General features: G+C 70.8%; 20 protein-coding genes. 13 read left to right on the top strand and 7 right to left on the bottom strand.

The genetic code is table 11. The features are described 5' to 3' along the window. Positions 1–4: 4 nt before the first annotated feature. Positions 5–724 carry an SDR family oxidoreductase gene (locus IH26_RS0115405; RefSeq protein ID WP_030436874.1) on the top strand — a complete coding sequence of 240 codons (720 nt, stop codon included), beginning with the start codon at positions 5–7 and terminating at the stop codon, positions 722–724. Here IH26_RS0115405 and IH26_RS0115400 read toward each other — a convergent pair. Both IH26_RS0115400 and pdxR read right to left on the bottom strand, forming a co-directional pair. After that, positions 721–1,371, bottom strand: a complete 651-nt coding sequence (locus IH26_RS0115400) for a M50 family metallopeptidase (protein WP_051808161.1) — start codon at positions 1,369–1,371, stop codon at positions 721–723. The two genes, IH26_RS0115405 and IH26_RS0115400, sit on opposite strands and share 4 nt — an antisense overlap. A 71-nt stretch (positions 1,372–1,442) precedes the next feature. Next, positions 1,443–2,831 carry a MocR-like pyridoxine biosynthesis transcription factor PdxR gene (gene pdxR, locus IH26_RS0115395; RefSeq protein WP_030436872.1) on the bottom strand — a complete coding sequence of 463 codons (1,389 nt, stop codon included), beginning with the start codon at positions 2,829–2,831 and terminating at the stop codon, positions 1,443–1,445. A gap of 47 nt (positions 2,832–2,878) precedes the next feature. On the opposite strand from pdxR, the gene IH26_RS0115390 reads away from it, so the two are divergent. Both IH26_RS0115390 and IH26_RS0115385 read left to right on the top strand, forming a co-directional pair. After that, complete coding sequence (locus tag IH26_RS0115390; protein ID WP_051808159.1) at positions 2,879–4,003, top strand: MFS transporter; 1,125 nt, start codon at positions 2,879–2,881, stop codon at positions 4,001–4,003. Between the two features lie 25 nt (positions 4,004–4,028). Then, the gene (locus tag IH26_RS0115385) at positions 4,029–4,667 is read left to right on the top strand and encodes an RNA polymerase sigma factor (RefSeq protein WP_245665210.1); all 639 of its coding nucleotides are present in this window, start codon (positions 4,029–4,031) and stop codon (positions 4,665–4,667) included. Here the strand turns inward: IH26_RS0115385 and IH26_RS0115380 are convergent. Beyond that, positions 4,640–5,515, bottom strand: coding sequence for a helix-turn-helix transcriptional regulator (locus IH26_RS0115380; RefSeq protein WP_030436869.1), 876 nt, complete (start codon positions 5,513–5,515; stop codon positions 4,640–4,642). The genes IH26_RS0115385 and IH26_RS0115380 overlap by 28 nt on opposite strands. Before the next feature lie 106 nt (positions 5,516–5,621). Between IH26_RS0115380 and IH26_RS59765 the strand changes: the two genes are divergently transcribed. The 5 genes from IH26_RS59765 (at position 5,622) to IH26_RS0115355 (ending at position 12,393) form a co-directional block, all read left to right on the top strand. Further along, positions 5,622–5,783: a hypothetical protein gene (locus IH26_RS59765; protein WP_157437207.1), complete on the top strand. Its 162-nt coding sequence runs from the start codon at positions 5,622–5,624 to the stop codon at positions 5,781–5,783. Positions 5,784–5,850: 67 nt separating this feature from the next. After that, positions 5,851–7,389 carry a M1 family metallopeptidase gene (locus tag IH26_RS0115370; protein ID WP_030436868.1) on the top strand — a complete coding sequence of 513 codons (1,539 nt, stop codon included), beginning with the start codon at positions 5,851–5,853 and terminating at the stop codon, positions 7,387–7,389. A 124-nt stretch (positions 7,390–7,513) separates the two neighbouring features. Further along, entirely contained in the window at positions 7,514–9,430 is a 1,917-nt protein-coding gene (locus tag IH26_RS0115365; protein ID WP_211268653.1) for a potassium transporter Kup, read from the top strand. Between the two features lie 54 nt (positions 9,431–9,484). Continuing rightward, positions 9,485–11,140: an aminotransferase class V-fold PLP-dependent enzyme gene (locus tag IH26_RS0115360; RefSeq protein ID WP_342668273.1), complete on the top strand. Its 1,656-nt coding sequence runs from the start codon at positions 9,485–9,487 to the stop codon at positions 11,138–11,140. After that, positions 11,137–12,393 carry an alpha/beta hydrolase gene (locus tag IH26_RS0115355; RefSeq protein WP_051808157.1) on the top strand — a complete coding sequence of 419 codons (1,257 nt, stop codon included), beginning with the start codon at positions 11,137–11,139 and terminating at the stop codon, positions 12,391–12,393. The genes IH26_RS0115360 and IH26_RS0115355 overlap by 4 nt, the downstream gene beginning before the upstream one ends. Here IH26_RS0115355 and IH26_RS0115350 read toward each other — a convergent pair. After that, on the bottom strand, positions 12,384–12,899 hold the full coding sequence (locus IH26_RS0115350) for an isochorismatase family protein (RefSeq protein ID WP_030436864.1): 516 nt from the start codon (positions 12,897–12,899) through the stop codon (positions 12,384–12,386). The two genes, IH26_RS0115355 and IH26_RS0115350, sit on opposite strands and share 10 nt — an antisense overlap. Positions 12,900–12,945: 46 nt before the next feature. Continuing rightward, positions 12,946–13,299: a hypothetical protein gene (locus IH26_RS0115345; protein ID WP_030436863.1), complete on the bottom strand. Its 354-nt coding sequence runs from the start codon at positions 13,297–13,299 to the stop codon at positions 12,946–12,948. 205 nt (positions 13,300–13,504) lie between these two features. Between IH26_RS0115345 and IH26_RS0115340 the strand changes: the two genes are divergently transcribed. Next, positions 13,505–17,110: a LamG-like jellyroll fold domain-containing protein gene (locus tag IH26_RS0115340; protein WP_051808155.1), complete on the top strand. Its 3,606-nt coding sequence runs from the start codon at positions 13,505–13,507 to the stop codon at positions 17,108–17,110. Here the strand turns inward: IH26_RS0115340 and IH26_RS0115335 are convergent. Both IH26_RS0115335 and IH26_RS0115330 read right to left on the bottom strand, forming a co-directional pair. Then, a complete protein-coding gene (locus tag IH26_RS0115335; RefSeq protein WP_030436861.1) occupies positions 17,107–17,670 on the bottom strand; it encodes a TIGR03086 family metal-binding protein in 564 nt (187 codons plus the stop codon). The two genes, IH26_RS0115340 and IH26_RS0115335, sit on opposite strands and share 4 nt — an antisense overlap. Position 17,671: 1 nt before the next feature. Continuing rightward, positions 17,672–18,673: a sigma-70 family RNA polymerase sigma factor gene (locus IH26_RS0115330; RefSeq protein WP_051808154.1), complete on the bottom strand. Its 1,002-nt coding sequence runs from the start codon at positions 18,671–18,673 to the stop codon at positions 17,672–17,674. 131 nt (positions 18,674–18,804) lie between these two features. Between IH26_RS0115330 and IH26_RS0115325 the strand changes: the two genes are divergently transcribed. From IH26_RS0115325 to IH26_RS0115310, 4 genes are all read left to right on the top strand, one after another. Further along, positions 18,805–20,100: an MFS transporter gene (locus IH26_RS0115325; RefSeq protein WP_281179739.1), complete on the top strand. Its 1,296-nt coding sequence runs from the start codon at positions 18,805–18,807 to the stop codon at positions 20,098–20,100. Between the two features lie 9 nt (positions 20,101–20,109). Further along, the gene (locus tag IH26_RS0115320; protein WP_030436858.1) at positions 20,110–21,171 is read left to right on the top strand and encodes a serine hydrolase domain-containing protein; all 1,062 of its coding nucleotides are present in this window, start codon (positions 20,110–20,112) and stop codon (positions 21,169–21,171) included. A 33-nt stretch (positions 21,172–21,204) separates the two neighbouring features. Then, complete coding sequence (locus tag IH26_RS0115315; protein ID WP_030436857.1) at positions 21,205–22,656, top strand: LmeA family phospholipid-binding protein; 1,452 nt, start codon at positions 21,205–21,207, stop codon at positions 22,654–22,656. A 423-nt stretch (positions 22,657–23,079) separates the two neighbouring features. Then, positions 23,080–25,080: a HAMP domain-containing methyl-accepting chemotaxis protein gene (locus IH26_RS0115310; RefSeq protein WP_051808152.1), complete on the top strand. Its 2,001-nt coding sequence runs from the start codon at positions 23,080–23,082 to the stop codon at positions 25,078–25,080. Positions 25,081–25,272 lie beyond the last annotated feature (192 nt).

The raw sequence follows: 25,272 nt of genomic DNA, 5'->3' as shown, positions 1-25,272 counted from the left end.
ACAGATGATTCTGGACAGCTTCCGGCTGGACGGTCGGACCGCCCTGGTCACCGGCGGCAACCGCGGTCTCGGTCAGGCGTGCGCCCGCGGCCTGGCCGAGGCCGGCGCCGCGGTGACCGTGCTCGGTCGCCGGCCGCCCTCGTGGGGCGCCGACTTCGTCGCCTGTGACCTGGCCACCGCCGATCCGGCCGAGCTGACCGCCGTGGTCGACCAGGTGCGCCCGGACATCCTGGTCAACAACGCGGGCGTCATCCGGCGCGGGCCGGCCGTCGAGGTCGCCCCGGAGGAGTGGGACGAAGTGCTCACCATCGATCTGAACGCGGACTTCCACCTCAGCCGGGCGGCCGGCCGGCACATGCTCGCGGCCGGCGGCGGCAAAATCATCAACGTCGCGTCGATGCTCTCCTTCCAGGGTGGTCTCCGGGTTCCGGCGTACGCGGCCGCCAAGCACGCCGTGGCCGGCCTGACCAAGGCGCTGGCCAACGAGTGGGCAGCACACGGCGTCAACGTGAACGCGGTGGCCCCCGGCTACATGGCCACCGACAACACGTCGGCCCTGCGCGGCGATCCGGCCCGCTCGGCCGAGATCCTGGCCCGCATCCCGGCCGGCCGTTGGGGCACGCCGGACGACCTGGCGGGCGCCGTGGTCTTCCTCGCCTCGGACGCCGCCCGCTACGTGCACGGCACGATCCTCCCGGTCGACGGCGGGTGGCTGGCGCGTTAGAGCCGCAGCAACATCGCCCCGCCGTAGGCGAGCGCGCCGATCGTGCCGGCCAGGAACACGAACGCCCAGATCGCGCTGGGCACCAGGGTCAGGTCGGCGAGATGGGTCGAGTCGTTCGTGCCGTTCTCGTACTGCCGGTCCAGCACGAAGTGGAGCATCCGCTGCACCGCGCCGATCAGCAGGAACCACACCCACATGTGCGTGTAGAGCGTTTGCAGGGGCGGGTCGACCCGCATCGTCACCAGGTAGAGCACCACGATCAGGCCCGGCACCGTCAGCCAGCCGAGGAGGCCGCGCACCGCGAAGAGCATCAGGACCAGGAACGCCATGCTCGCCCAGAGCACCATCATGGTCTGGCCGCGAACCAGCAACCACGCCCCGAACAGGCCGAACATGGAGGGCCCGAGATACCCGGCCAGGAAGATCAGGATGTTGAACAGCCAGGGCACCTCGGACGCCGGGGCGGTGACGCCGCCGCCGTCGCGATCGAATCTGATCGAGTGGAGCTTCCGGAACAGCAGTTTGGCGAGCAGCGCGTGACCGCCCTCGTGCGCGATCACGAGGACGTATTTCCCGACGAACCAGAGCGGCACCGCGATCACCCAGGACAGCAGCGCCGCCGACCAGGCCAGTCTGGACGGTGCCATGCCGCGAAGCTAACGATCGGATCCGATCGCCACCACGGTCCGATCGGCCGACTCGTTCCGGATCGACCGGTTCAGGCCAGCAGATCGGCGATCGCCCGCAGGCCGGTCTCGATCGCCTGCTCGGAGGTGTTGCCGAAGCCGAGCACCAGGCACGGCGGTTCGGCGCAGCCGTCGGCGCGGTAATCGCTCATGCCGTAGATGCCGACCCCGCGCGCCCGGGCCGCCGCGACGACCTCCTGCTCGCTCGCCCCGGCCGGCAGGTGCGCGACCGCGTGGAAGCCGGCCGCGAGGCCGGTGACGTGCGGGACGTGAGCGGACAGGATCGCCCGCCGCCGGGCGTAGACGGCGCGCATCCGGCGCAGCTGCCGGTCGTAGCGACCCGATTCGATCAGGGTCGCCAGGGCGAGCTGGTCGATGCCGGAGGTGCCGCGATCGGCGACGCTCTTCGCCACGGTCACGTCGTCGACCAGGGACGGCGGGAGCACGGCCCAGCCCAGGCGCAGCGCCGGCGCGAGGGACTTGCTGACCGTGCCGAGCGAGACGACCCGATCGGGGGCGAGCCCCTGCAGCGCGCCGACCGGCTCGCGGTCGTAGCGGAACTCGGCGTCGTAGTCGTCCTCGACCACGACGCCGTCGTGCTCGCGGGCCCAGGCCAGCAGCTCGAGCCGGCGCTCGGGCGCCATCACCACGCCGGTCGGCCACTGGTGAGCGGGCGTGACCACCACGACGCGCGCCCCGCTGCGGGCCAGGGCGGCCACGTCGATCCCGTGCTCGTCGACCGGGACCGGCACCGCGTCGATCCCGGCGCTCGACGCGGCGTCCCGAGCGGTCCGGACCGCTCCCGGATCCTCGAAGGCGACCCGGGTATGACAGCGATCGGCCAGCACCCGCAGGACCAGTCCGAGCCCCTGGGCGACGCCGGTGCAGATCAGGACCTGGTTCGCGTACGCGTCGGCCGCGCGCACCCGCCGCAGGTAGGCGGCCAGCACCTCGCGCAGGCGCGGATCCCCGTTCGGTGGCCCGTAGTCGAACGCCGCGTTCGGGGCGGTCCGGCACACCTGGCCGATCGCCCACGACCAGTCTTGCCGCGGGACCAGCCGCAGATCGGGCACGCCGGACCGGAAGTCGGCGACCAGCGGTGCCGCCGCGCGCGGCTGCTTCCCCGATGACTGCGGGCTCTTCGCGACCGTGGTGTGCGCGACCCTGGTCGCCGAGCCGGTGTGCGCGGTCAGATAGCCCTCGGCCTGGAGCTGGGCGTAGCACTCCTGGATCACGCCCCGGGACAGGCCGAGATTGCTCGCGAGCGCCCGCGACGACGGCAGCCGCTCCCCGGCGGCGAGCCGACCGGCCCGGATCGCCGCGCGCAGATGGCGCTCCACCTGGGAGCGCAGCGGCGTGGCCGAGGTGCGATCGAGTTCGAGCAGAAGCTGCGGACCCCAACCGGCCCACTCGATGGCCATGAGATTGGACCTTATCAGTGGTCCGGTTCCTTCCTAGCGTGGCCGGTATGAACACCGCCGCTCTCGCCCCGACCGCCGGCTCAGCGCTCGGCTTCTACCTCCCGCTCGCGGTTATCCCGCTGGTCGCGCCGTCGGCTTCGGTGGCCGGCCTGGCGACCGGAGCGTTTCTGATCGCCACCGTGCTGGTCGAGTTGCTCACCCCGCGGATCGTGGCCCGGCTGGGCTACCGGCGGACCTTCGCCGGCGGGCTGGTCCTGCTCGGCGCGCCCACCCTGGTCTTCCTGCGGGCCACCTCGGCCCCGGCGCTGATCGCGGCCGACGCGGTACGCGGAATCGGTTTCGCCATCGCCGTCGTGGCCGGCAACGCGCTGGTCGCCCTGGTGGTCCCGGCGGCACGTCGCGGCGAGGGGGTGGCCCTGGTCGGACTGGTCAGCGGCGTCTGCTCGCTGACCGCCCTCCCGGCCGGCCTGTGGATCGCTCACCGCTACGGCGCCGGCCCGGTCTTCGTCGTCGCCACGCTCGCGCCGCTGCTCGCGCTGGCCGCCCTGCCGTTCCTGCCCGACCCGCGGCCGGCCGAGCCGGCCGAGCCGGCCGGGCACGGCGTTGCGATGGGCTGGCGGCTTCCGGTCGTCTTCGCCGTCTGCACCTCCGCGGCCGGCGTGATCGTCACCTTCCTGCCGCTGGCGACCCCGGCTTCGACGGCGACCGTCGTGTTGTTCGTCCAGCCGGCTGTGAGCACCCTCGCGCGGTGGGCGGCCGGCCGGATCGGCGATCGCCATGGGCATTCCCGGCTGCTCGTGCCGGGCGTGCTGCTCGCGATCGGCGGCACCGCCGCGCTGGCCGCCACCGGATCGTTCGCAATCGTGCTGGCCGGCGCGACCGCCTTCGGCGCCGGGTTCGGCGTCCTGCAGAACGTCACCCTGGCGCTCATGTACGAGCGGGCGTCGCGCTCGGCGTACAGCGGGGTGAGCGCGGTCTGGAACGCCGCGTACGACCTGGGCATGGCGGCCGGCGCGATCGGTTTCGGCGTGCTCGTCCCCGCGACCGGTTTCGCCGCGGCGTTCTTGCTCACCGCCGCTACGATGCTGCCCGCCCTGGCGCCGGCCCGGCGCGAGTCGGCTCGCGGCCGGAACCCGATCGCGACCCGATCGGAGCTCGAGCTGTCACGATGAGGGCGTTGCCGGACATGGGGTGAGCGTGAGATCCGGAGCCGACCACGAGGAACACTTCCGGCGGGTGTACGCCGCCAGCTTCGAGCCGCTGCTCGCCTATGCCGTGCGCCGGGTGGAGCAGCCCGCCGACGCGGCCGACATCGTCGCCGAGACCTTCCTGGTCGCCTGGCGGCGGCGCCGGGAGATCCCGGCCGACGGCGAGGCCCGCCTCTGGCTGTACGGGGTGGCGCGGCGGGTGCTCGCCAACCACCACCGGGGCGACGTCCGGCGGGAGCGGCTCGGTCTGCGGCTGCGCCAGCGGCTGACCGCGTTCGCGACCGATCCCGCCGCCGAGGTGCCCGAGCGGCTCGCCGTCCGGGCCGCGCTCGCCCGGCTGAGCGAACTCGATCGGGAAGTTCTGCTGCTCAACGCCCGGGAGGGGCTCGAGCCGCGGGAGGCCGCCCAGGTGCTCGGCGTGTCGGCGGCCGCCGTGCGTACCCGTCTCTCCCGTGCCCGCGCCCGGCTGACGAAGGCGGCCGACGCGCTGCGCGGCAGCCACCAGTGGAAGTTCCTCCAGCGGATGAGCAAGGACGGCGACTACCCCGAGGTGTTCTGGGAGATGGCCGACGAGACCGCCGCCGGCAACCCGCCGGCCGACTACCGGGAGGCCCTCGGCTGCCCCTGACCGGCGGTCGTGACCGTCCAGCTGGCCAGCAGATTCAGAGCATCCTGCGACGGTGAACCGGGTTCCGCGCTGTAGGCGTTGAGCCGCAGGCCCGGGTCGGCGGTGAGCTCCATCGACTCGTACGCGAGCAGGAGCTCACCGACGACCGGGTGATGCAGGCGTTTGGTCCCGGTGCGGTGCTGGCGCACGTTGTGTGCCGCCCACCGGGACCGGAAGACCTCGCTCCGGGTGGACAACTCACCGATCAGATCCGACAGATTTCGATCGTACGGGTCGAGCCCGGCCTCCGACCGCAGCAGCGCGACGGTGTCCCCGGCGAGCCCGTCCCAGTCGACGTAGAAGTCCCGAGCGGCCGGATCGAGGAAGATGAAACGCGCCATGTTCGGTCGCTCGGCCACGAAAATCGGCGCGAAGACGGCCCGGCCGAGATGATTGGCGCCGAGCACGTCGAGGCGACCGTTCCGGACGTACGCCGGAACCATGGTCATCCCGTCCAGGATCCGCTGCACACCGGCCCGCACGTGCTGGCCGGCCGGGCGGCGGCGCCGGCGGGCGGCCGGGCCGGCGTTGGCCCGGCGGGCCAGGTCGTGGAGGTGGGCGCGCTCGGCGTCGTCCAGCTGAAGCGCCCGGCTGAGCCCCTGCAGCACGCTCTCCGAAACGCCGGAGAGGTTGCCGCGCTCGAGCCGGGTGTAGTAATCGACGCTCACCCCGGCGAGCATCGCGACCTCCTCGCGGCGCAGGCCGGCGACCCGCCGGGCACCGCCGTAGAGCGGCAGGCCGGCCTGCTCGGGGCTGAGCCGGGCGCGCCGGGTGGTGAGGAAGTCGCGAGCCTCGCTGCGGTGATCCATGGCTTCGACGCTACGTCGCGCCGGCGCCCGGCCGGGGAGGTCTGCCCAGGATCCTCATGCGCGCGCCGGCGATGCCGAGCCGCGGGGTGGGTGGAAGCTCGTCGGCGTGGTGCTGCTCCTGTGCGGAGCGGCGATCACCGCGCCGACCCCCGATTCGGCGCTCGGCCAGGCGGCCGCCGAGGACGACGCCGACGACCTGCTGTCGCGCGCCGATCACGCGATGTTCGCGATCAAGCGGGCCCGGCGATCGGCCCGGGCGGTCGCCTGATCTTCCCGAATCGCGGGACCAAAAAGCTGTACTTCCCTATATCGATCCCTTGTTACGCTCGGCGACCATGAGAGCTGACTTGGGTAATCTCACGTCCCGCCTGGTAGCCGCCGGATCGGCCGCGCTGCTCGGGCTGGCGGGTGCGGTGATCGCGGCCGACCCGGCCTCCGCCACCGGCCACCACCCACCCACGCCCGGATCGGCCGGCCTGGGCGACCGGCTGTATCCGCTGCTCGGCAACGGCGGCTACGACGTCCAGAACTACGACCTCAGCATCTTCTACCCGAAGAAGGACCCGGCCCAGCAGGTCCGCGGCGACGTGACGATCACGGCGGTCGCCACGCAGTCGCTGTCCCGCTTCGACCTGGACTTCGGCGGGGACGGGGTCGGCAAGGTCACGGTGAACGGCCGACCGGCCGCGTTCAGCCGTTCCGGCGACGAACTGGTCATCACGCCGCGGTGGCCGCTGGAGAACCACCGCCGGTTCACGGTCACCGTCTCCGGCTTCACCGCCACCCCGATCGCGCCCAACGCCAATTCGCCGGCCGGCTTCGTGAAGACGCCGGACGGCACGGTCATGGCCGGCCAGCCCGACCAGTCGCACCAGCTGTTCCCGAGCAACGACCACCCGCGCGACAAGGCCACGTACACGATCAGTATGACCGCGCCGGTGGGCTGGACCGCGACGGCGAACGGCCAACCGATCAGAACCACTCAGCACAACGGCTACATCACCTCCACCTACCGCGAGTTCAACCCGATGGCCAGCGAACTGATCCAGCTGGCGGTCGGCGATTTCGTCACCTACAACCGGGCGCCGGTCAACGGCATCCCGATCCGCGACGTCGTGCCGCGCCGGCTCGCCGGCAAGCTGCTGCCCGAGGCGGCCGACGAGCGCAACGAGGTGGCCTGGATGGAGAGCAAGGTCGGCCGGTACCCGTTCGAGCGGTACGGATCGCTCGTGATCGACGGCAATCTGGGCTTCGCGCTGGAGACCCAGACGCTGTCGCTCTACGACACCGGATTCTTCGGCCTGCCCACGGTGATCATCAACCCGATCCTCACCCACGAGCTCGCGCACCAGTGGTTCGGCGACAGCGTCGCGCCCTGGGCGTGGAGCGACGTCTGGCAGAACGAGGGACACGCCACCTGGTACGAGGTGCTCTACGCGTACGAGACCGGCACGCTCCCGCAGTACGCCGGGGTGAGCACGCTCGAGGAGTACTACAAGCGGGCGTACGCCAGCGGCGACAAGTGGCGGGCGCAGTACGGCCCGGTCGCCCACCCGCTGCGTTCGGATTCGATCTGGGACGTCTTCAACCCCAACGTGTACGACGGGGGAGCGCTCGTCCTGTTCGCGCTCCGGCAGAAGATCGGCGTGAACGATTTCGAGCGCCTCGAGCGGACCTGGGTTGCCAAGTACCGCGGCAGGTCGGCCTCGTCGCAGGACTTCATCGCGCTCGCGTCGCGCGTCTCCGGGCAGGACCTGCGATCGTTCCTGAACGATTGGCTGTACGGCACGAAGACCCCGCCGATGCCCGGTCACCCGGACTGGACGACGACGCCGGTCGCCGCCGCTTCGGTGGCGCCCGCCCTGCACCGCTGAGTCGCTTTCCGCCCCCGCGGTGACTCCGGTTACGGCGGGGGCGAAACTGCGGCGGGTTCTGCCGAGCGAGGGTGCCCGCGGGCCGTAGTGTCCGGATGTCATCCATGCGAGGGAGGAGCCCGCCGTGGCGGCTCAGGGGCACGGAGCGCGGGACACTGTCCGGCTGGCGCTGATCGTCGGCGCGCTGGGCGTCGTCTTCGGCGACATCGGGACCAGCCCGATCTACACCGTGCAGACGGTCTTCAACCCCGACGACCCGCACCCCGTGCCGGTCACCATCGACAACGTGTACGGCGTGGTCTCGCTCATCTTCTGGTCGGTCACCATCGTCGTCACCGTGCAGTACGTGCTGCTCGCGATGCGCGCCGACAACGACGGCGAGGGCGGCGTGATGGCGCTGATCACGCTGTTGCGGCGCTCGGGCGCGTACCGCGGGCGGAGGACGGCGGCGTGGCTGGCGGCGCTGGGTATCTTCGGCGCCTCGCTGTTCATCGGGGACAGCATGATCACGCCGGCCATCTCGGTGCTCTCGGCCGTCGAGGGCCTCAAGATCGTCGAGCCGTCGTTCGCCGAGGCGGTCGTGCCGATCACCGCGGTGATCATTGTGGTCCTGTTCCTCGTGCAGCGCCGCGGCACCACGGCGGTCGGCCGGGTCTTCGGCCCGGTCATGATCGCCTGGTTTCTCACGATCGGGGTGCTGGGCGTCCTCGGCATCGCCAAGCACCCCGCGATCCTGAAAGCGCTTTCCCCGACGTACGCGCTGGGCTTCCTGTTCGGCCATTTCGGCATCGCCTTCTTCGCTCTCGCCGCGGTTGTGCTCGCGGTCACCGGCGCCGAGGCGCTCTACGCGGACATGGGTCATTTCGGCCGCAAAGCGATCAGCCGGGGATGGCTCTTCCTGGTCTTCCCCGCGCTGGTGCTGAACTACTTCGGCCAAGGAGCGCTCGTCCTCGGCGACACCGCCAACCTCAGCGGCCCGTTCTTCCTGCTCGCTCCGGGCTGGGCGCGGCTGCCCCTCGTGCTGCTCGCCACCGCCGCCACGGTGATCGCCGCACAGGCCGTTGTCACCGGCGCGTTCTCGGTCACCTCGCAGGCTGCCCAGCTCGGCTATCTGCCGCGGTTGCGGGTGCGACACACGAGCGAGAAGGAGATCGGTCAGATCTACGTGCCGTGGATCAATTGGCTCCTGCTCGTCTCGGTGCTCACCCTGGTCTTCGCGTTCCGCAGCTCGGCCGCCCTCGCCTACGCGTACGGCATGACCGTGACCGGCACGATCACCATCACCGCGTCGCTGTTCTTCTACATCGCCCGGCAGCGGTGGAAGACGCCGCTCTGGCTGCTGGTGCCGGGCGCCACCATCATCTTGTTCGTCGACCTGCTGTTCGTGGCGGCCAACCTGACCAAGTTGCTGCACGGCGCCTGGCTGCCACTTCTGATCGCGCTGATCGCGTTCACCGTGATGGCCACCTGGCAAAAGGGGCGGGAGATCGTCACCGCCAAGCGGCAGAGCACCGAGGGGTCGCTGACCGAATTCATCGAGCACCTCCGGCGAAAAGCGGCATCGATCGCGAAAGTCCCCGGCACCGCCATCTTCCTCAACCGCGGCAATCAGACCGCGCCGCTCGCGATGCGGGCGAACGTCGACCACAACCACGTCCGGCATGAGCACGTTCTGATCATTTCGGTCGAGACGCTGCCGGTGCCGCGCCTGACCGACGAGGATCGGATCGAGGTCGACCCGCTCGGCTACGAGGACGACGGCATCTTCTACGTGAGCATGCGCTTCGGCTACGCCGAGACCCAGGACCTGCAGTCCGCCCTCCGGCTGCTCGATTCCGACACGACCGAGGGCCAGCTCGATCTCGAGAACGCCTCCTGGTTCCTCTCGAAGATCGAGCTGCGGCGGGGGGACGCGCCGACGATGGCCACCTGGCGGAAGCGGCTGTTCATCGCCACCTCCTACATCACGGCCGACGCCGCCGAGCACTTCGGCCTGCCCCGCGATCGCACGGTCATCATGGGCTCGCACATCGAGGTCTGACCGCTTCCGCCGATCGGCTTGTCCTCCGGGCCTTAGGCAACGTTCAATCGTGGGGTGAGCGACGAGGGCATGCTGGGACGGATCCGGAACGGGCTGATCGGGCAGGGGGAGGTGCTGGACGGGCCGTTCGGGCCGCGGCGCATCACGTACGCGGACTACACCGCCTCCGGGCAGGCGCTCGACTTCATCGAGGAGTTCATCCACGACCAAGTGCTTGCCCGGTACGCCAACACGCACACCGAGGCGTCGGCGACCGGGGCGCAGACCGGGGCGCTGCGCGAGCAGGCGCGATCGCTCATTCACCGCAGCGTCGGCGCGGGCCCCGAGCACGTCGTCATCTTCTGCGGTTCCGGGGCGACCGCCGCGGTGGCCAAGCTGGTCGGCATCCTCGGGCTCCGCATTCCCGAGAAACTCGATGACGAGTACGGGTTGAGCGCGCACATCCCCGCCGGCGAGCGGCCGGTCATCTTCGTCGGCCCCTACGAGCACCACTCCAACGAACTGCCGTGGCGCGAGTCGATCGCCGACGTGGTCGAGATCGAATCCGATCACACCGGTCACGTCGACCTCACGGCGCTCGCGAGCGCGCTGCGGAAGTACGCCGATCGGCCGCTGCGGATCGGCAGCTTCTCGGCGGCGTCGAACGTGACCGGAATCCTGACCGACACCGCGGCGGTCTCCCGGGTGCTGCGCGAGCACGGCGCGCTGTCGGTCTGGGACTACGCGGCGGCCGGGCCGTACGTGCCCATCTCGATGGCCGGCAAGGACGCCGTCTTCCTGTCGCCGCACAAGTTCGCCGGCGGGCCGCAGACGCCGGGCGTCCTGGTGGTCGACCGGCGCCTGCTGACGAACCGGGTGCCCACGATCCCGGGCGGCGGAACGGTCGCCTACGTCGATCCGACCGGGCACCGGTACCTCACCGACCCGGTGGCCCGGGAGGAGGGCGGCACCCCGGCGATCGTCGAGTCGATCCGGGCCGGACTGGTGTTCGCCGTCAAGGACGCGGTCGGCGCCGCGCGGATCGAGGAGCGCGAACACGAGCTGTGGCAGCGGGCCCGGGAGCGGTGGGGCTCGGCGGCCCGGATCGAGATCCTCGGCGACCTCGAGGCCGACCGGCTGTCGATCGTGTCGTTCCAGGTGCGGGCGGGGGAGCGGTATCTGCACCACAACTTCGTCGCCGCGCTGCTGAACGACCTCTTCGGGATCCAGGCGCGCAGCGGCTGTTCGTGCGCGGGACCGTACGGCCATCGGCTGCTGGGGATCGACGAGGCGCACTCCCGGGAGTTCCGCGGGGAGATCGTCGACGGCTGGGAGGGCATCAAGCCGGGCTGGTCGCGGCTCAACTTCAACTACTTCATCACCGACACCGTCGCCGATTACCTGATCTCGGCGGTCGAGCTGATCGCCGAATACGGGTCACGGCTCCTGCCCGAGTACCGGTTCGCGCCACGGACCGGGCTGTGGACCCACGTCGGGCACGTCGCGCCGCGGGTGCGGCTGGCCGATCTGCGGCTCGGCGCCGACGGCTCGATCACCATGCCGCCGCGGCCCACGCTCTTCGCCGGCGAGGACGCTCTGGCCGGCTATCTCGCCGAAGCGCGGGAGATCATGAGCTCGCGACCGGAACCGATCGATGGCGTACGGCTGGACCTGCCGGCCGCTTTCGAGAAGCTCCGCTGGTTCCTGCTGCCCGACGCCTGCCTCGGGTGAGCGGTTCGGTCCGCCTGATCCGATTCGCTCTCGCCGGCGGCGGCGCCGTGCTGGCGGCCGCCATTCTGCTCGTCACCGGGGTCAGCCTGTGGCCGGGCCACTCGCGGCCGCAGGAGCAGGTCGGCTACCTGTGGACCAACTACGGTCCGCGCGTGGCCGTCCTGTCGGTGATGGCCGTGGTGCTGGCATGCTGGGCGGCGCCGTCCGGGCGATCGAAAGCGATCGTGGCGGTCGTGACCGGTCTCGCGCTGGCCGGCGCGTTTCTGCAGGTCGGACGGGTCGTCGTCGCCACGGTCCGGGCCGGGGGTTCGGTCGACCTGCTGAGCGCGCTGCTGCTGTCACCGGACAAATCACACAGCCCCGACGCATGGGCGGTCTACAACCGCGTCGACGGCCAGGACCTGCGCGTCGCGATCTGGCAGCCCGCCGGTGCCACCGCGCCTGCCGGCGCCACCGCGCCTGCCGGCGCCACCGCGCCTGCCGCGGCCCCGTCTGCGGCGCCCTCTCGCGCGGCCCGCGCTCCCGTCATGTTCGCGATTCACGGTGGCGGATGGATCGACGGCAACGGGACGGCCGCCGACTACGGTCCCGAGGCGGCCTGGTGGGCGGCGCGTGGCTGGCTGTTCGTGAGCGTCGACTATCGCCTCTCCACCTCCACCCGCGCGACCTGGGACAAGTCACCCGCCGACGTGGCCTGCGCCCTGACCTGGACCGCCACCACCATCGCCCGCTACGGCGGCGACCCCACCAGGATCGTGGTCAAGGGCGACTCGGCCGGCGGCAACCTGGCCATCAATCTGGCCTACTCGGCCGCCCAGCACACGGCCGTCTCCGCCTGCGCCGGACCGGTGCCCGTCCCGCGCGCGGTCGTCACGTCGGTGCCGGTCGTGGATCCGCGGAACGCCTACGACCACGGCGTGCCCCAACCCACGGCCGCTCCCAAGGTGTTCATCCGCAACTATCTGGGCGGCACGCCGGAGCAGTACCCCGACCGGATTCGATCGATCTCGTCCGCGACCTATCTGTCCGCCGCCGCGCCACCCACGCTGATCGTCGAGCCGGCCGAGGACGGCTTCATCCCGTCCGAAGCCGTCTTCGCCTTCGCGGCCGAGGCCAAGGCCGCCGGCGTGGACATGACGATCGTCCGGATACCGACCACGAACCACTTCCCGGTGTACGCCGACTCGCCAGCCGGCCAGGCCAACCGTACGATCACCCTCGCCTACCTGCGGAAGCTCCTCGGTCAGAGCTGAGCAAGCAGTTGCTCGGTATCCCGCACGTCCCCGAACCGGGGCAGCGTCACGGCCAGCGCGTGCTCGTGTTCCGCCGCCGTCATCCCGCTCATCGCGTCGGCCGCGAACACCACCTCGAACCCGTGATCGGCCGCCGCCCGCGCCGTCGACTCGACGCCCATGGTCGTGGCCAGCCCGGCCATGATGACGGTGTCGACGACGCGCTCCCGGAGCCGCTCGGCCAGCCCGGTGCCGTAGAAGGCGCCGATCGTCCGTTTGACCACCTCGATGTCGTCCTCCAACGGCGCCATCTCCGGCACGAACCCGCTGCCCGGCGGCTGCTCGGTCACGTTCGGCCGCTCGACCCGGACTGCGACGACGGTCCCGCCCGCCTTCCGCAGCGCGGTCGCCAGCCGGACCGTCCGAGCCACCACGTCGGCGCCGCGGTGCGGTCCCATGTCCAGCTCGACGATCCGGGGCATCAGGTCGACGGCGATCAGTGCGGTCCGATCGGCAACGAGGGTCATGCCGGGAGCCTACGTGCCCGGCGGATCGCCGCTCACCGGAAGCAGGTCAGGACGGTATTTGACCGGTTGCGGCCGGGCCCGGCGTCGTCGATCGGTCGTGGCCCGCGCGGGTCGCGGCGACGATCGCCAGCACTCCGGCCAGGACGATCGGGAGACCGATCGTCAGGATGCCGACCAGGCCCAGCCCGAGCAGCAGCACGCCCGAAGCGATCAGAACCGGCCGGCGGCCGCGTGCGGCGCGCATCGCCCCGTAGCCGGCCAGCAGGGCGGCCACCGCGAGCCCGGCGACGAACCAGATAGCCGGCGAATTCCCCTGCTCGTGGATGATCCAGAGATAGACGCCGTCCATGAGCAGGGCGATCGCGGCCGTGACCGCCGCCCACAGCCTCCCGGAGTTCATGCCTCATCGTGACAAGCCCGGGCGCGGCTGTCGACCCCGGACCGGGAGCGAGGGGACCGCGCCGATCCGGCCGGCCGGCCCGCGTGGCGTGTCGGCTTGGGAAAACCTTTTCCGACTGCGTTGCCCGAAGATATTGACGTACGCGATCGCGCCTTCGTAACGTGGCCGAAACTTCAAGAATCTCTCCGTCAGAGGTGACCACGCGGTGCGAAAAGGTTTTCTTCGTTTCCTCAGACCGACACTCGCCGCGACGCTCGGCGGTGCACTGCTGACGGCCGCCCCGGCCGTCCCGGCGCGAGCGGCCGGCGACGGCGACGGCGACGGGCCGATCGTCGCGTACACCTTCGACACCGACGACCTGTCCAAAGGCGTGATCGCCGACTCCTCCGGCCACGGGCTCGACGGCACCCTGGTCAACGGCGCGACCGCCGCCCTGGTGGACGGCGCCGGCGGCGGGCACGCGCTCCACCTGCCGGGCGGCGCGTCGGGTTCCGCCGGAGCGTACGTCTCGTTGCCGAAGGCCATTCTCGACGGCCGCACGGATCTGACCGTTGCGGCGCGGGTGCGCTGGGACGGGACCACGGCGCCCTGGCAGTGGATCTACGCGCTCGGCAAGGACACCAGCCGCTACCTGTTCACCACGCCGGACAACGGGGACGGGCTGTTGCGGACCGCGGTGACCTCGAACTACGCCGGCGCGGAGGCGCAGGTCACCGGCTCGTCCGCGCTGCCGGCGAACGCCTGGAAGACGCTCACCGTCACGCTCGACTCGACGGCCAAACGGGTGACCACCTATCTCGACGGCGCGGCCGTGTCGAGCGCGCCGACCACCGTCACCGCGGCGCAGCTGATCGACGCGGCGACCACCTCGGCCGGTTTCCTCGGGCGATCGTTCTATCCGGATCCGCTCTTCGACGGGGCGATCGACGACTTCCGCGTCTACGGCCGGGTGCTCTCGTCCGCCGAGATCGAAGCGGGCGTGCTCGGCCAGAACGTGCCGACCGCGACCGGCCTGACCCAGACCGCGTTCGATCTGCGGACCACGGCCGGTACCGCGCCCGCCCTGCCGGCGACCGTTCGTGCGCACTTCACCGACGGCTATGACCGCGACCTGCCGATCACCTGGCCGGCCGTCGATCCCGCTCGGTACGCGCAGCGGGGCACCTTCACCGTCAACGGCACGGCCGGCGGGATCGCGGTGACCGCGACCGTCACCGTCATCCGCGAGGGCGAGATCACGATCGACCTGTCGAAGACGACCGGAAGGTTCCATGGCGGCGCCGCCGGCTCGCTCTACGGCCTCTACGGCGACGGCGTGCCGACCGACAATCTGATCGAAGGCATGCATCTGCGCACGGTCTCGACCAAGGCGCAGGACGGCCCGCAGCACCCGGGCGCCGACGCACTCGAGGTGGTCGGGCCGCTCGCGGACAGCACCGGCGGTGACGTCTACGTCTACATGACCGACATCCACCGCGGCTTTCCGTACCAGTGGCCGGGCAGCACGCCGGCCGAGAAGCTCGCCACCTACGAGCAGAAGATCGCGACGCAGGTCGATCAGGTGAAGACGCTCGACGACGCGCATCGCAAGCACATCGTGTTCGTGCCGTTCAACGAGCCCGAGGGCAACATGTTCGGCACCGGCGAGTGGTCGTACGACGGCGTGAGCTGGCTGACCGACCCGGCCGACTACTTCCGGGCCTGGGACGAGGTCTACCACCTGATCAAGACCAGGATGCCGGACGCGCGGATCGCCGGTCCGAACACGAGCGTGCTGTACGGGCAGGTCAAGGGCTTCCTGCAGCACGCGAAGGCGGCCGGAACGCTGCCCGACGTGATCACCTGGCACGAGCTGAGCCACCCGGAGAAGGTGCGGCAGGACGTCGCGCAGTACCGCGCCTGGGAGGCCGAGGTGCTGCCCGGCACGAAACTGCCGATCAACATCAACGAGTACGCGTTCAACTACCACACCTCGGTGCCCGGCCAGATGATCCAGTGGATCTCGGCGATCGAGGAGTCCAAGGTGGACGCCGACATCGCGTACTGGAACATCGACGGCAACATCTCCGACTCGGCCGTGCAGGCCAACCGCGGCAACGGCCAGTGGTGGCTGTTCAACGCGTACGGCGGGATGACCGGCGACACGGTCGCGGTGAGCCCGCCGTACCCGGGCCAGAACTACACGATGCAGGGCGTGGCCACGCTCGATCGCGCCAAACGGCAAGCGCAGGTCATCCTGGGCGGCTCGTCCGGCGCCGGCTACGTCCGGTTCACCAACGTCCCGGCGAAGGTCTTCGGCCGCAACGTGCACGCCTGGATCCGGGAGATCCCGTGGACCGGTCAGATCGGTGACTCGGCACCCCCGCGGCTGATCGCGGAGAAGGACCTCAAGGTGGTCGACGACACGGTCGCGGTCGAGCTGAACGGCCTGACCGAGTCGTCCGCCTACCAGCTCGTGTTCACCCCGGCCGGCGACACCGCGAGCACGTCGTCGCCGACCCCTACGCTCTGGCAGGGCTCGTACGAGGCCGAGAACGCCACCTACACCGGCGGCGGCTACAGCAGGAACGGCCCGGAAGGCTCCACCGCGGACGTCTCGAAGTTCTACACCTCGGGCGGCTACGACGTCGGCGGCCTGCGCACCGGCAGCGACGGCGTGCTCTCCTTCACCGTCGACGTCCCGGCCACCGGGCGATACGACCTGAGCGTTTTCGCCAACTCGCTCAACACCTACCCCCTCGTGAAGGACCAGGGGCCGACCAACGTGTTCCTGCGCGTCGACGGCGCCGCCGAGCAGGAGCTGTTCCTGCCGCTCGGCTACAAGTGGGTGGTCTGGGACCACACCGACACGACCGTTCAGCTCACCAAGGGCACCCACACGATCGCGCTGGCCGCCCGCAGCCTGGACGGCACCAGAACCACGAAGGGCGACGCGATCCTCGATCGCATCACGCTCGCGCTGCCCAATCCGATCGCAACCGTGCAGACGTACGAGGCGGAGCTCGCCGACCTGCACAACGCGCTGCCCGTCTACGCGCTGCCGCGCAAGGTCTCCGGCTCGGGCGACGTCGCGCTGGCCCGCGGCGGCACCGCCACGTTCTGGGTCTACTCGAAGGCGGACGCCGAGTCGGTGCTCGACCTGAAGGTGTCCGCCGGGACCGTGCGGATGGCCGTGAACGGCATCGACGTGCCGGCCGGCAAGCCGGTCGCGGTGTCGCTCTCCGGCGGCATCAACAAGGTGACCGTCACCGGAACCGGCCTCGGCGCGCTGATCGACAAGCTCGACGTGCGCCCCGCCGCCGGCGCGCTCGAGGCCACCACCCTGGAGGCTGAGAACGCCACGCTGACCGGCACCGCCACCGCCGTCGCCCGGCCGCTGGCGAGCGGGGGAGCGGCGGTCACCGGGATCACCGGCGACAACACGCTCACCTTCCCGGTCACCGCGGACCGGGCCGGCACGTACGCGCTGCGGATCCGCTACGCCAACCCCGAGCAGGCCGACGCCACCCACTACAACCCCGACCCGCTCGCCCGGCACGCCGACATCACAGTCGACGGCGGGACGGCCCAGCGGGTGCTCTTCCCGTACACCTTCCACGCCGACGACTTCGCCGAACTGACCGTGCCGGTGCAGCTCAGACGCGGCGCGAACACGATCCGCTTCTCGTCCGCCGAACTGCCCAACTTCGACGGCGTCACGTACGCCTCGGACACCTGGCCGGGCATCCTGCTCCGCTCGCGGTACGCCCCCGACGTCGACAGCGTGACCGTCGCGCCGTTCGCCAGAACGATCGCAAAACAAAGAAACTAACCGGGCGTACGCCCGAGAAAGGCCACCAACTGATCGCCCGGCGGCGCGTCGCCGGGCACCCCCACCGGCCGGCCGAACCGCCCCGGCCGATCTCCCGCCCGGATCAGCACGACCGCCAGGTCGAGCAGTTCGTCGGCGAGATCGGCCGGGATCGGCCGGTCGCTCCCGCACGAGCGGGCCACGTCCCAGCCGTGCACCGCCAACTCGATCGCACCGGCGCCCGCCACCAACGGGGTCGTCAGGTGCGCCCGCGCCACCCGTACGACCGAAGCGCCGCAGGCATGAGCCCAGGCACCCACCAAGCGTGACGCCCGCTCCCGCACCCGCGGAAGGACGTCGCCGGCCGAGGCCGGCGACGTCATCGTCACCCGCCCGGTGGACACCGCCTCCTCCAGCGCGGCCATCGAATCGATCACGTGGTCCAGCAGGTCGCGCAGGTTCCAGCCGGCGCACGGCGTGGGCCGGGCCAGCATCGGCGGCGCGACGAGGGAGACGCTGCCCAGGCAGTACGCGACCGATCGTTCGAGAACGGCCACTCCGGCCCGCAGCGCCGTGTCCATGTCAGACCGGAATCGACTCGGGCAACCCGAAAGTCGCGAACAGGCGCAGGTCGAAGAAGCTCGACACGTGGCTGACGCCCTGCGGGGTCAACGTCAGCACGGGCAGGTTGAACGGCCGGTAGGTGTCGCCGTCGCGCATGTAGAGGCCGAACGCGAACTGGCCGTTCGCCCTGGTCGCGACCAGCTTCATGTCGCCCGGGCCCTGGGCCGGGCAGCGGGTGTCGATCAGCCGGGCGATGTCCTCGGCGCCCTGGTACCAACCGGTGAACGGCGGCATCTCCCAGACGGCGTCCTTGGTGAAGATGTCGACGAGCGCGGCGATGTCCTTCGCCTCGAACGCGGCCACGAACCGATCCAGCAGCTCACGCTGTTCGGACTCGCTCGGTTCGGTCACCTCGTCGGCCGAGACGGTCGCCTGCTCCAGCTGCGCGCGGGCGCGCTGCAGGGCGCTGTTCACCGAGGCGGTGGTCATGTCGAGCATCTCGCCGACCTCGGCGGCCGGCCACTGCAGGACCTCGCGCAGGATCAGCACGGCCCGCTGCCGCGGCGGCAGGAACTGCATGGCCGCGACCACCGCGAGCCGAATGCTCTCCCGGCCGGTGACGACCGCCGCCGGGTCGTCGCTGACCAGCGAGTCCGGCATCGGCTCGAGCCACGGCACCTCGCGCTGCTCGATCAGCGCGTCGGCCGGGTCCGAGCTCGGCGCGCCCAAACCGATCGGCAGCGGTCGCCGGCTGCGCGACTCGAGCGCGTTCAGGCAGGCGTTCGTCGCGATCCGATGCAGCCAGGTCCGCATCGACGACCGGCCCTCGAACCGGTCGTACGAGCGCCACGCCCGCACGTACGTCTCCTGCACCAGGTCCTCGGCGTCGTAGACCGAGCCGAGCATCCGATAGCAGTGGGCGAGCAGCTCCCGCCGGTAGGGATCCGCCTGCCGCACGAACTCGGTGTCCACCGCGCCACCTCCTCGTAGATACCGACCGGGCTCCGCCGCGAAATTCATCGCTGACCCGGCGATGAATTTCGCCGGCCGGGCCGGTCTGTCCTGGCGATCGTAATGAGTGAGGGAGGTCGGCGGCCGTGCCGAAGACGACGGATCGCAGGTGGTTCGCACTACTCGTGCTCTGCGCGGGAATGTTGATGATCATTCTGGATGTCACCATCGTGAATGTCGCCCTGCCGGCGATCCAGGGTGAGCTGGGCTTTTCCCGGACCGGGCTGGCGTGGGTGGTCAACGCCTACCTGATCCCGTTCGGAAGTCTGCTGCTGCTGGCCGGCCGGCTGGGTGACCTGGTCTCCCGGCGTGGCGTCTTCGTATCGGGCCTGATCGTTTTCACGCTCGCGTCCGCGCTGTGCGGGCTGGCGTCGAGCCGCGAGATGCTCATCGCCGCCCGATTCCTTCAAGGCGTCGGCGGGGCGGCCACCTCGGCGGTCATCCTCGGGATGATCGTCACGATGTTTCCGGAGGCGCGGGAGCAGGCGCGGGCGATCGGCGTCTACAGCTTCGTGGCCTCCGCCGGGGGAGCGGTCGGGCTGCTGCTCGGCGGCGTGCTCACCTCGGCGGTGAACTGGCACTGGATCTTCTTCGTGAACGTGCCGGTCGGAGTCTGCACCATTGCCGCAGCCCGGAGGTTGATCCCGGCCGATCGGGGGCCGGGGCTGCGGCAAGGTGCGGACGTGCTGGGAGCGGTTCTGATCACCGGCGCGCTGATGGTCACGGTCTACACCGTGGTGACGCCCGGCGGATCGCTTCCGCTCGCGCTGCTGGCCCTCGGGCTCGGGGTGGCGTTCGTGGCCCGCGAGGCCACGGCCGCCGCGCCGCTGGTCCCGCTGCGCATCTTCCGCCAGGGCGAGACCGCCCGCGCCAACCTCGCCCAGCTGCTCAGCGCGGCCGGGATGTTCGGCATGTTCTTCGTCGGAGTGCTCTACTGCCAGCACGTGCTCGGCTACGACGCGATGCAGATCGGGCTGGCGTTCCTGCCGGTCACGGTCGTGATGGGCGGGCTGTCGCTGCGCTACACCGAGCGGCTGATCGGGCGTTTCGGGGCGCGAAAGCTGGTGCTCACCGGTCTCGGGCTGGTGGTGGCCGGGCTGGCCTACTTCGCGCGGGTGCCTTCGGACGGGTCATATCTGGTCGATGTGCTGCCGGCGATGCTGGTGCTCGGCGCCGGCGGCGGGCTGGCGTTTCCGGCACTCGCCGCGCTGGCCATGTCGTCGGCCACCCCGGACGACGCGGGCCTGGCCTCGGGCGTCTTCAGCACCACCGCGGAGGTCGGCTCGGCGCTCGGTCTGGCCGTGCTCGCCACGCTCTCGGCCGGGGGTTACCGACTGCCGTTCATCGCCGCCGCCGTCATGGTCGCGGCCGGGCTGGCCGTCCTGGTGAAGCGCCCGGCCACCGTCGCCGTCGAAAAAGAGCTGGTCACCGCATAAGGAGTAGTCATGCTGCAGAAACTCGTTCAGGAAGCGATCGACGCCCAGGTCTCCTCCGGCCGGGAGAAGGCCGTTCAGGTGGCCGTCTACCGGGACGGCGAACTGATCGTCGACGCGGTCGCCGGGCCGGCCACCCCGTCCTCGCTGTTCTACACGTGGTCGATGGGCAAGGCGATGACCGCGACCATCGTGCACCGGCTCGCCGAGCGGGGCGTCTTCGGCTACGACACGACGATCGCCTCGGTCTGGCCGTCGTTCGGCGCCGAGGGCAAGGAGGGGGTGACCCTGAGGCAGGTCCTCCAGCACACGGCCGGCGTGCCCGGCATCGGCGCCACCACGACGATCGCGGACGTCTGCGACTGGGACCTCATCTGCGATCGGATCGCCGCCGGGCCGCTCTGGTGGGAGCCGGGCACCCAGGTCGGCTATCACGCTTACACCTTCGGCTACATCCTCGGCGAGTTATGCCGCCGGGCCACCGGCAAGGCGCTCGGCGACCTGCTGCGCGAGGAGATCGGCGCGCCGCTCGGGGTCGCCGACGACCTCTGGTTCGGCATGCCCGAGTCGCCGCGGGCCCGCCTGGTGCCGCTGGTCGACTCGCCCCCGCCGCCCGGCATGTCGTTCGAGCTGCCGCCGGACTCGCCGATGGCCCGGGCCGCGTCGGCCGAGCTGTGGCCGACCGCGGCGCTCGGCAACCGATCCGATGTGCTCGGCGCGGACCTCCCGGCCGGCGGCAAGATGACCGCCCGGGCGATCGCCAAGCTGTACGCCGCCCTGATCGGTACGGTCGACGGCGTCCGCCTTCTCTCCCCGGCGACGGTCGAAGCGATCGGAAACGACACCTTCGGGGGCATTGACCAGGTCTTCGGAAACCGGGCCCGGTTCGGGCTCGGCTTCGCGCTCGGCCGGCTCGGCGGCGGGCCGGGCGACACGTCGTTCGGCTGGGGCGGGATGGGCGGTACCTTCGGATACGCCGATCCGGCGACCGGAACCGCCGTCGCGTATTGCAAGAATCTGCAGACTATGGATTTCGCGACCGCCACCGAGATCGTCGAGCTGGTCAACCGCTGAACCCCGGGACATTACCTGCCCGTAAACATCGGTATGACCGAGGTCTATCGGGCGACACATCTGGCCCGCTTCCACCTGCGGAGGCGATGGGTGGCCGTGGCGGCCAGCTTGGTGGTGCTGATCGTCGCGGCCGGCATGCTGGCGATGGCGGTACCGCTACCGATCTTCGAGGATTTCCTCAACCGCCAGGTCGTCTCCCGGGTGAGCGCTCAGGTCGCCTGCCCCGGCGCCCTGACCACCCCGCCGACGGTCACCGTCGCCGGCGGCCCGCTCGTGCCGCAACTGCTCCGCGGCAGCCTCGACGAACTGCGGCTGACGGTGCCGGACGCCACGCTCAGCGGCGTCCCGCACGCGGCGTTCGTGGCGACCATGAAGGACGTGAGCCAGCCGGACAAGAACAGCACGCACGTCGGGAGCATCGACGCGACCGTCACGGTCGGTTTTGAGCACTTGCCCGCCACGCCGGGGGCCACCACGCCGACCTTCAAGCGCGCCCCCGACGGCGGGCTGACCGTCGACGTGGTGATGCCGGCGGAAGCGGCCAAGAACGTGCGGGCCAAGCTCTACCTGCGGATGGCGATCGTCGGCGAGACCGCCCGCTCGATCCCCGACAAGCTGCAGATCTTCGGGCAGAGCGTCTCGGCGGCGAAGGTGGGCGATCTGACCGGTGGGACGCGCACCGAGCGGCTGCCGCACCTGCCGGACGGCGTCGCGTACAAATCGATCTCCCCGCGGAAGGACGGCGTGCACGTCGCGCTCGCCGGCGTCGCCACCACCGCGCTGTCGGAGTTGCCGACCCAGGTCGGCGGCCGATCGGTCACCTACTCGGCCACCGGCGGGCTGCTCGGCATCAACACGTCCGCGATCGGCCTGCCGCTGACCATCTTCACCTCGCCGGTCCTGTCCGGCGGCACCCTCACCCTCACCCCGACCAAGGTGCACATCCTGGGTGGTGACCACGGCACGAACGATCCGATCGCCAAGCTCGTCCTCTCCCAGGTCGATCAGAAAGACCTTTCCCGTACGCTGCCGGCCCTGCCCTCCGGGGTCGCCTACCGATCGGTCTCGGTCGACGCCGGCGGCATCCGGGTGGTCATCGGGGGCGAGACGGTCAAGCCGTTCTCGGCGCTGACCCAGCCGCCCGGCGACAACCCGACGGTGTTCGGCGCCGAGGACGGTTTCCTGACCGCCAGCCAGACGGGCGGCTCGGGCGAGGCGACGCCGATCGAGCTCTACGGGCGGCCGCAGATCCGTGGCGCCACCTTGGACATCTCGCCGCAGCAGATCGAGATGTTCGGCATCCGCTTCCCGGCCAAGAACGTGCTGCGGGAGGTGGCGGCGCAGCAGACGACGTTCCCGCTGCAGGCACTGCCGGCCAATCTGCGGTACGACAAGGTGGAGGTGTTGCCGGCCGCCCTGCGCATCCACCTGAGCGGCAAGGATGTGACGCTCACCCGAGGCAGCCTGACCGGCGGCAGCTGCTAGTGCGCCTCCTTCCGTCGCGGGCGCTGCTCAACTTTCTCGCCGGGGTGCTCGCGGCGGTGGGCGTCGACCTCGTCGTCCGGTCACTCAGCGCCGGGCCTCGCCCCGGATCGTCCACGCCGTCGCACTGGCCGGATTCGCGCTGATCGCCGCGATCGCCGGCCTGCCCGGCCGGGCCTGGTCCCGGATTTCCTGCCGCCCGGGCGCTCACGGTCCGGCAAAACGGGTCCGAACACCGGCGACGACATTTTGATCGGTTGCACCGTCACGCCACCCGCTGCCCTTGCCGAAGGCGCGAAGATAACCATCAATATGAGGAAGTCGGGAACGCGAAACGCGCTAGGTTCCTGGTATAGCCCGACCGGCGAGGGCGCGCGGCGAAGGCAGATGTGGGCATCTCCACGGCAAGCCCGAGAGGATCGTTCGATGAGCGAGATTGCCGTCCTCGGCTCGGCGCGTACCGGCAACGCCGGAACGCAGTGGCTGCGGAATCGCAGTGTGAAGGCGAAGGTCTTGTCCGGCATCGTGCTGATGGCCGTGGTGGCGCTGATCGTCGGCGTCCTGGGCATCACCCAGATGCAGGCGCTGAACGCCCGCGCCAATGAGCTGTACGCCCGTGGCATGGTTCCGCTGGCCCAGGTGCAGGCCGTCAGCGACGACGCGAGGCAGGGCCAGGCCGCGTTGCTCAACCACGTGGTCTCGCAGGATCCGGCGACGATGAGCCGCTACGAGCAGCAGATCCGGGACGCCACCACGCGCTTCGCCACCGACCTGGACAGCTACGCCGGCACCAGCGCGGCACCGCAACTGGTGCTGGAGGAACGGCAGGCATGGTCGGCCTTCCAGCAGGACCTGACGACCGGTCTCGCCCTGAGCAAGCGCAACGACACCGCCGGCTTCCAGCGGTTTCGCGACAGCCAGCTCGGCCCCGACCTGGACAAGGTGCTCACCATGGCCACGCAGCTGGTGGGCGCCGAGAACGCGCGCGCCAAGCAGCTGGTCGACGCCGCCGGACGGACCTACGCGTCCGCGCGTACGACGATGATCTTGGTGTTGATCGCGGGTCTGCTGCTCGCGCTGGCGTTCGGGTTCTTCGTGGCCCGGATGATCGCGACCGCCGTGCGCCGCGTCGCCCACGTGGTCGACGGGCTCGCGGTGGGCGACCTGACCCGGCGCGCCGAGGTGACGAGTGCGGACGAGGTCGGGCAGATGGCGGCCAAGGTGGAGCACGCGATCGGCAACATCAAAGGCCTGATCGACGAGATGAACCGGATCGCCGTGCAGGGCCGGGGCGACATCGACGTCCGGGCCGACACCGGCGGCCACCAGGGCGACTTCCGGCGGATCCTGGAGGGGGTCAACCAGACGCTGGACGCGATGGTGGAGCCGCTGTCGAAAGTCATCGAGGTCATCACCGCCGTGGCCGACGGCGACCTGACCCGCTCGATCGACACGGCCTGTGTGGGGCGGCTGGAGACGCTGCGGGTCGCCGTGAACGACACGGTCCGCCGGCTCGCCGAGACGGTCGGCTCGGTGGTCGAGGCGGGGGACCAGCTCAACGCCGCCGCCACGCAGATCAGCCGGGCGTCGCAGGACTTGTCCGCGGCGGCCACCGAGCAGGCGGCCAGCGTTGAGGAGACCACCGCGAGCATCGAGCACATGGGCTCCGGCATCACGAAGAACAGCGACAACGCCCGCACCACCGAGGGCATCGCGACCAAGGCGGCGGTCGACGCCCAGGATGGCGGCGCGGCGGTGAAACTGACCGTGGACGCGATGAAGCAGATCGCCACCAAGATCAGCATCATCGACGACATCGCGTTCCAGACGAACATGCTGGCGCTGAACGCCACGATAGAGGCGGCCCGGGCCGGGGCGCACGGCAAGGGTTTCGCCGTGGTGGCCACCGAGGTCGGCAAGCTCGCCGAGCGCAGCCAGGTCGCGGCACACGAGATCAGTGAACTGGCCTCCGACAGCGTGCACACCGCGGAGCGGGCCGGGTCGCTGCTCGATGACATCGTGCCCAGCATCACCCGGACGGCCGACCTGGTGCAGGAGATCGCGGCGGCCAGCGGCGAGCAGGCCACCTCCGCTCGGCAGATCGACGCGTCGATGGGACAGATCACCAAGGTCACCGAGCAGAACGCGTCGTCGAGCGAGGAACTGGCGGCCACCGCGGAGCAGATGACCGCCCAGACCGCGCAGTTGCAGGAGCTGATGAGCTACTTCACCACCGACTCCCGCGGCCGCGGACGCCGGGGCGCTCATCCCGGCGGTCGCGGTGCCACCAGAACCTGGCCCGCGCCCGAAGGCGGCGCTCCGTACTCGTACTCGTCGTCGTGGGGCGCGGAGGCGGCGGGCGCCGAGGTGGACGAGAGCAAGTTCGAGAGGTTCGACGTCGACATGGTCGGACGCGGCCGACGGTGAATCGGCACCGGATGCCAGCTGCTGCAGCCGCTTGGAACACCCGCGACAGATAGCCGGCAGCCGGATATAGCGATAAAGGTCCATATCCCCCCGTGACGTGCCGAACTGATGGTCGGATGGTGCGCACGACCACCGACCGAGAGGACATGCGGTGACCGACACGTTGGCCCGGGTGGGCTCCGGCCGCTTCCT

This window comes from Actinoplanes subtropicus (assembly GCF_000721705.1).
Taxonomy (GTDB): Bacteria; Actinomycetota; Actinomycetes; order Mycobacteriales; family Micromonosporaceae; genus Actinoplanes; species Actinoplanes subtropicus.
The sequence above is the reverse complement of the archived record's forward strand: the minus strand, read 5'-3'. Positions and strand labels throughout refer to the sequence as shown.

Excerpts from the sequence above, each read along its gene's own strand:
- IH26_RS0115330 (WP_051808154.1), bottom strand. The coding sequence starts at position 18,673 with ATGAATTTCGCGGCGGAGCCCGGTCGGTATCTACGAGGAGGTGGCGCG.
- IH26_RS0115400 (WP_051808161.1), bottom strand. The coding sequence starts at position 1,371 with ATGGCACCGTCCAGACTGGCCTGGTCGGCGGCGCTGCTGTCCTGGGTG.
- IH26_RS0115320 (WP_030436858.1), top strand. The coding sequence starts at position 20,110 with ATGCTGCAGAAACTCGTTCAGGAAGCGATCGACGCCCAGGTCTCCTCC.
- IH26_RS0115310 (WP_051808152.1), top strand. The coding sequence starts at position 23,080 with ATGAGCGAGATTGCCGTCCTCGGCTCGGCGCGTACCGGCAACGCCGGA.
- pdxR (WP_030436872.1), bottom strand. The coding sequence starts at position 2,831 with ATGGCCATCGAGTGGGCCGGTTGGGGTCCGCAGCTTCTGCTCGAACTC.
- IH26_RS0115315 (WP_030436857.1), top strand. The coding sequence starts at position 21,205 with ATGACCGAGGTCTATCGGGCGACACATCTGGCCCGCTTCCACCTGCGG.
- IH26_RS0115405 (WP_030436874.1), top strand. The coding sequence starts at position 5 with ATGATTCTGGACAGCTTCCGGCTGGACGGTCGGACCGCCCTGGTCACC.
- IH26_RS0115380 (WP_030436869.1), bottom strand. The coding sequence starts at position 5,515 with ATGGATCACCGCAGCGAGGCTCGCGACTTCCTCACCACCCGGCGCGCC.
- IH26_RS0115370 (WP_030436868.1), top strand. The coding sequence starts at position 5,851 with ATGAGAGCTGACTTGGGTAATCTCACGTCCCGCCTGGTAGCCGCCGGA.
- IH26_RS0115390 (WP_051808159.1), top strand. The coding sequence starts at position 2,879 with ATGAACACCGCCGCTCTCGCCCCGACCGCCGGCTCAGCGCTCGGCTTC.
- IH26_RS0115345 (WP_030436863.1), bottom strand. The coding sequence starts at position 13,299 with ATGAACTCCGGGAGGCTGTGGGCGGCGGTCACGGCCGCGATCGCCCTG.
- IH26_RS0115335 (WP_030436861.1), bottom strand. The coding sequence starts at position 17,670 with ATGGACACGGCGCTGCGGGCCGGAGTGGCCGTTCTCGAACGATCGGTC.
- IH26_RS0115350 (WP_030436864.1), bottom strand. The coding sequence starts at position 12,899 with ATGACCCTCGTTGCCGATCGGACCGCACTGATCGCCGTCGACCTGATG.
- IH26_RS0115325 (WP_281179739.1), top strand. The coding sequence starts at position 18,805 with ATGTTGATGATCATTCTGGATGTCACCATCGTGAATGTCGCCCTGCCG.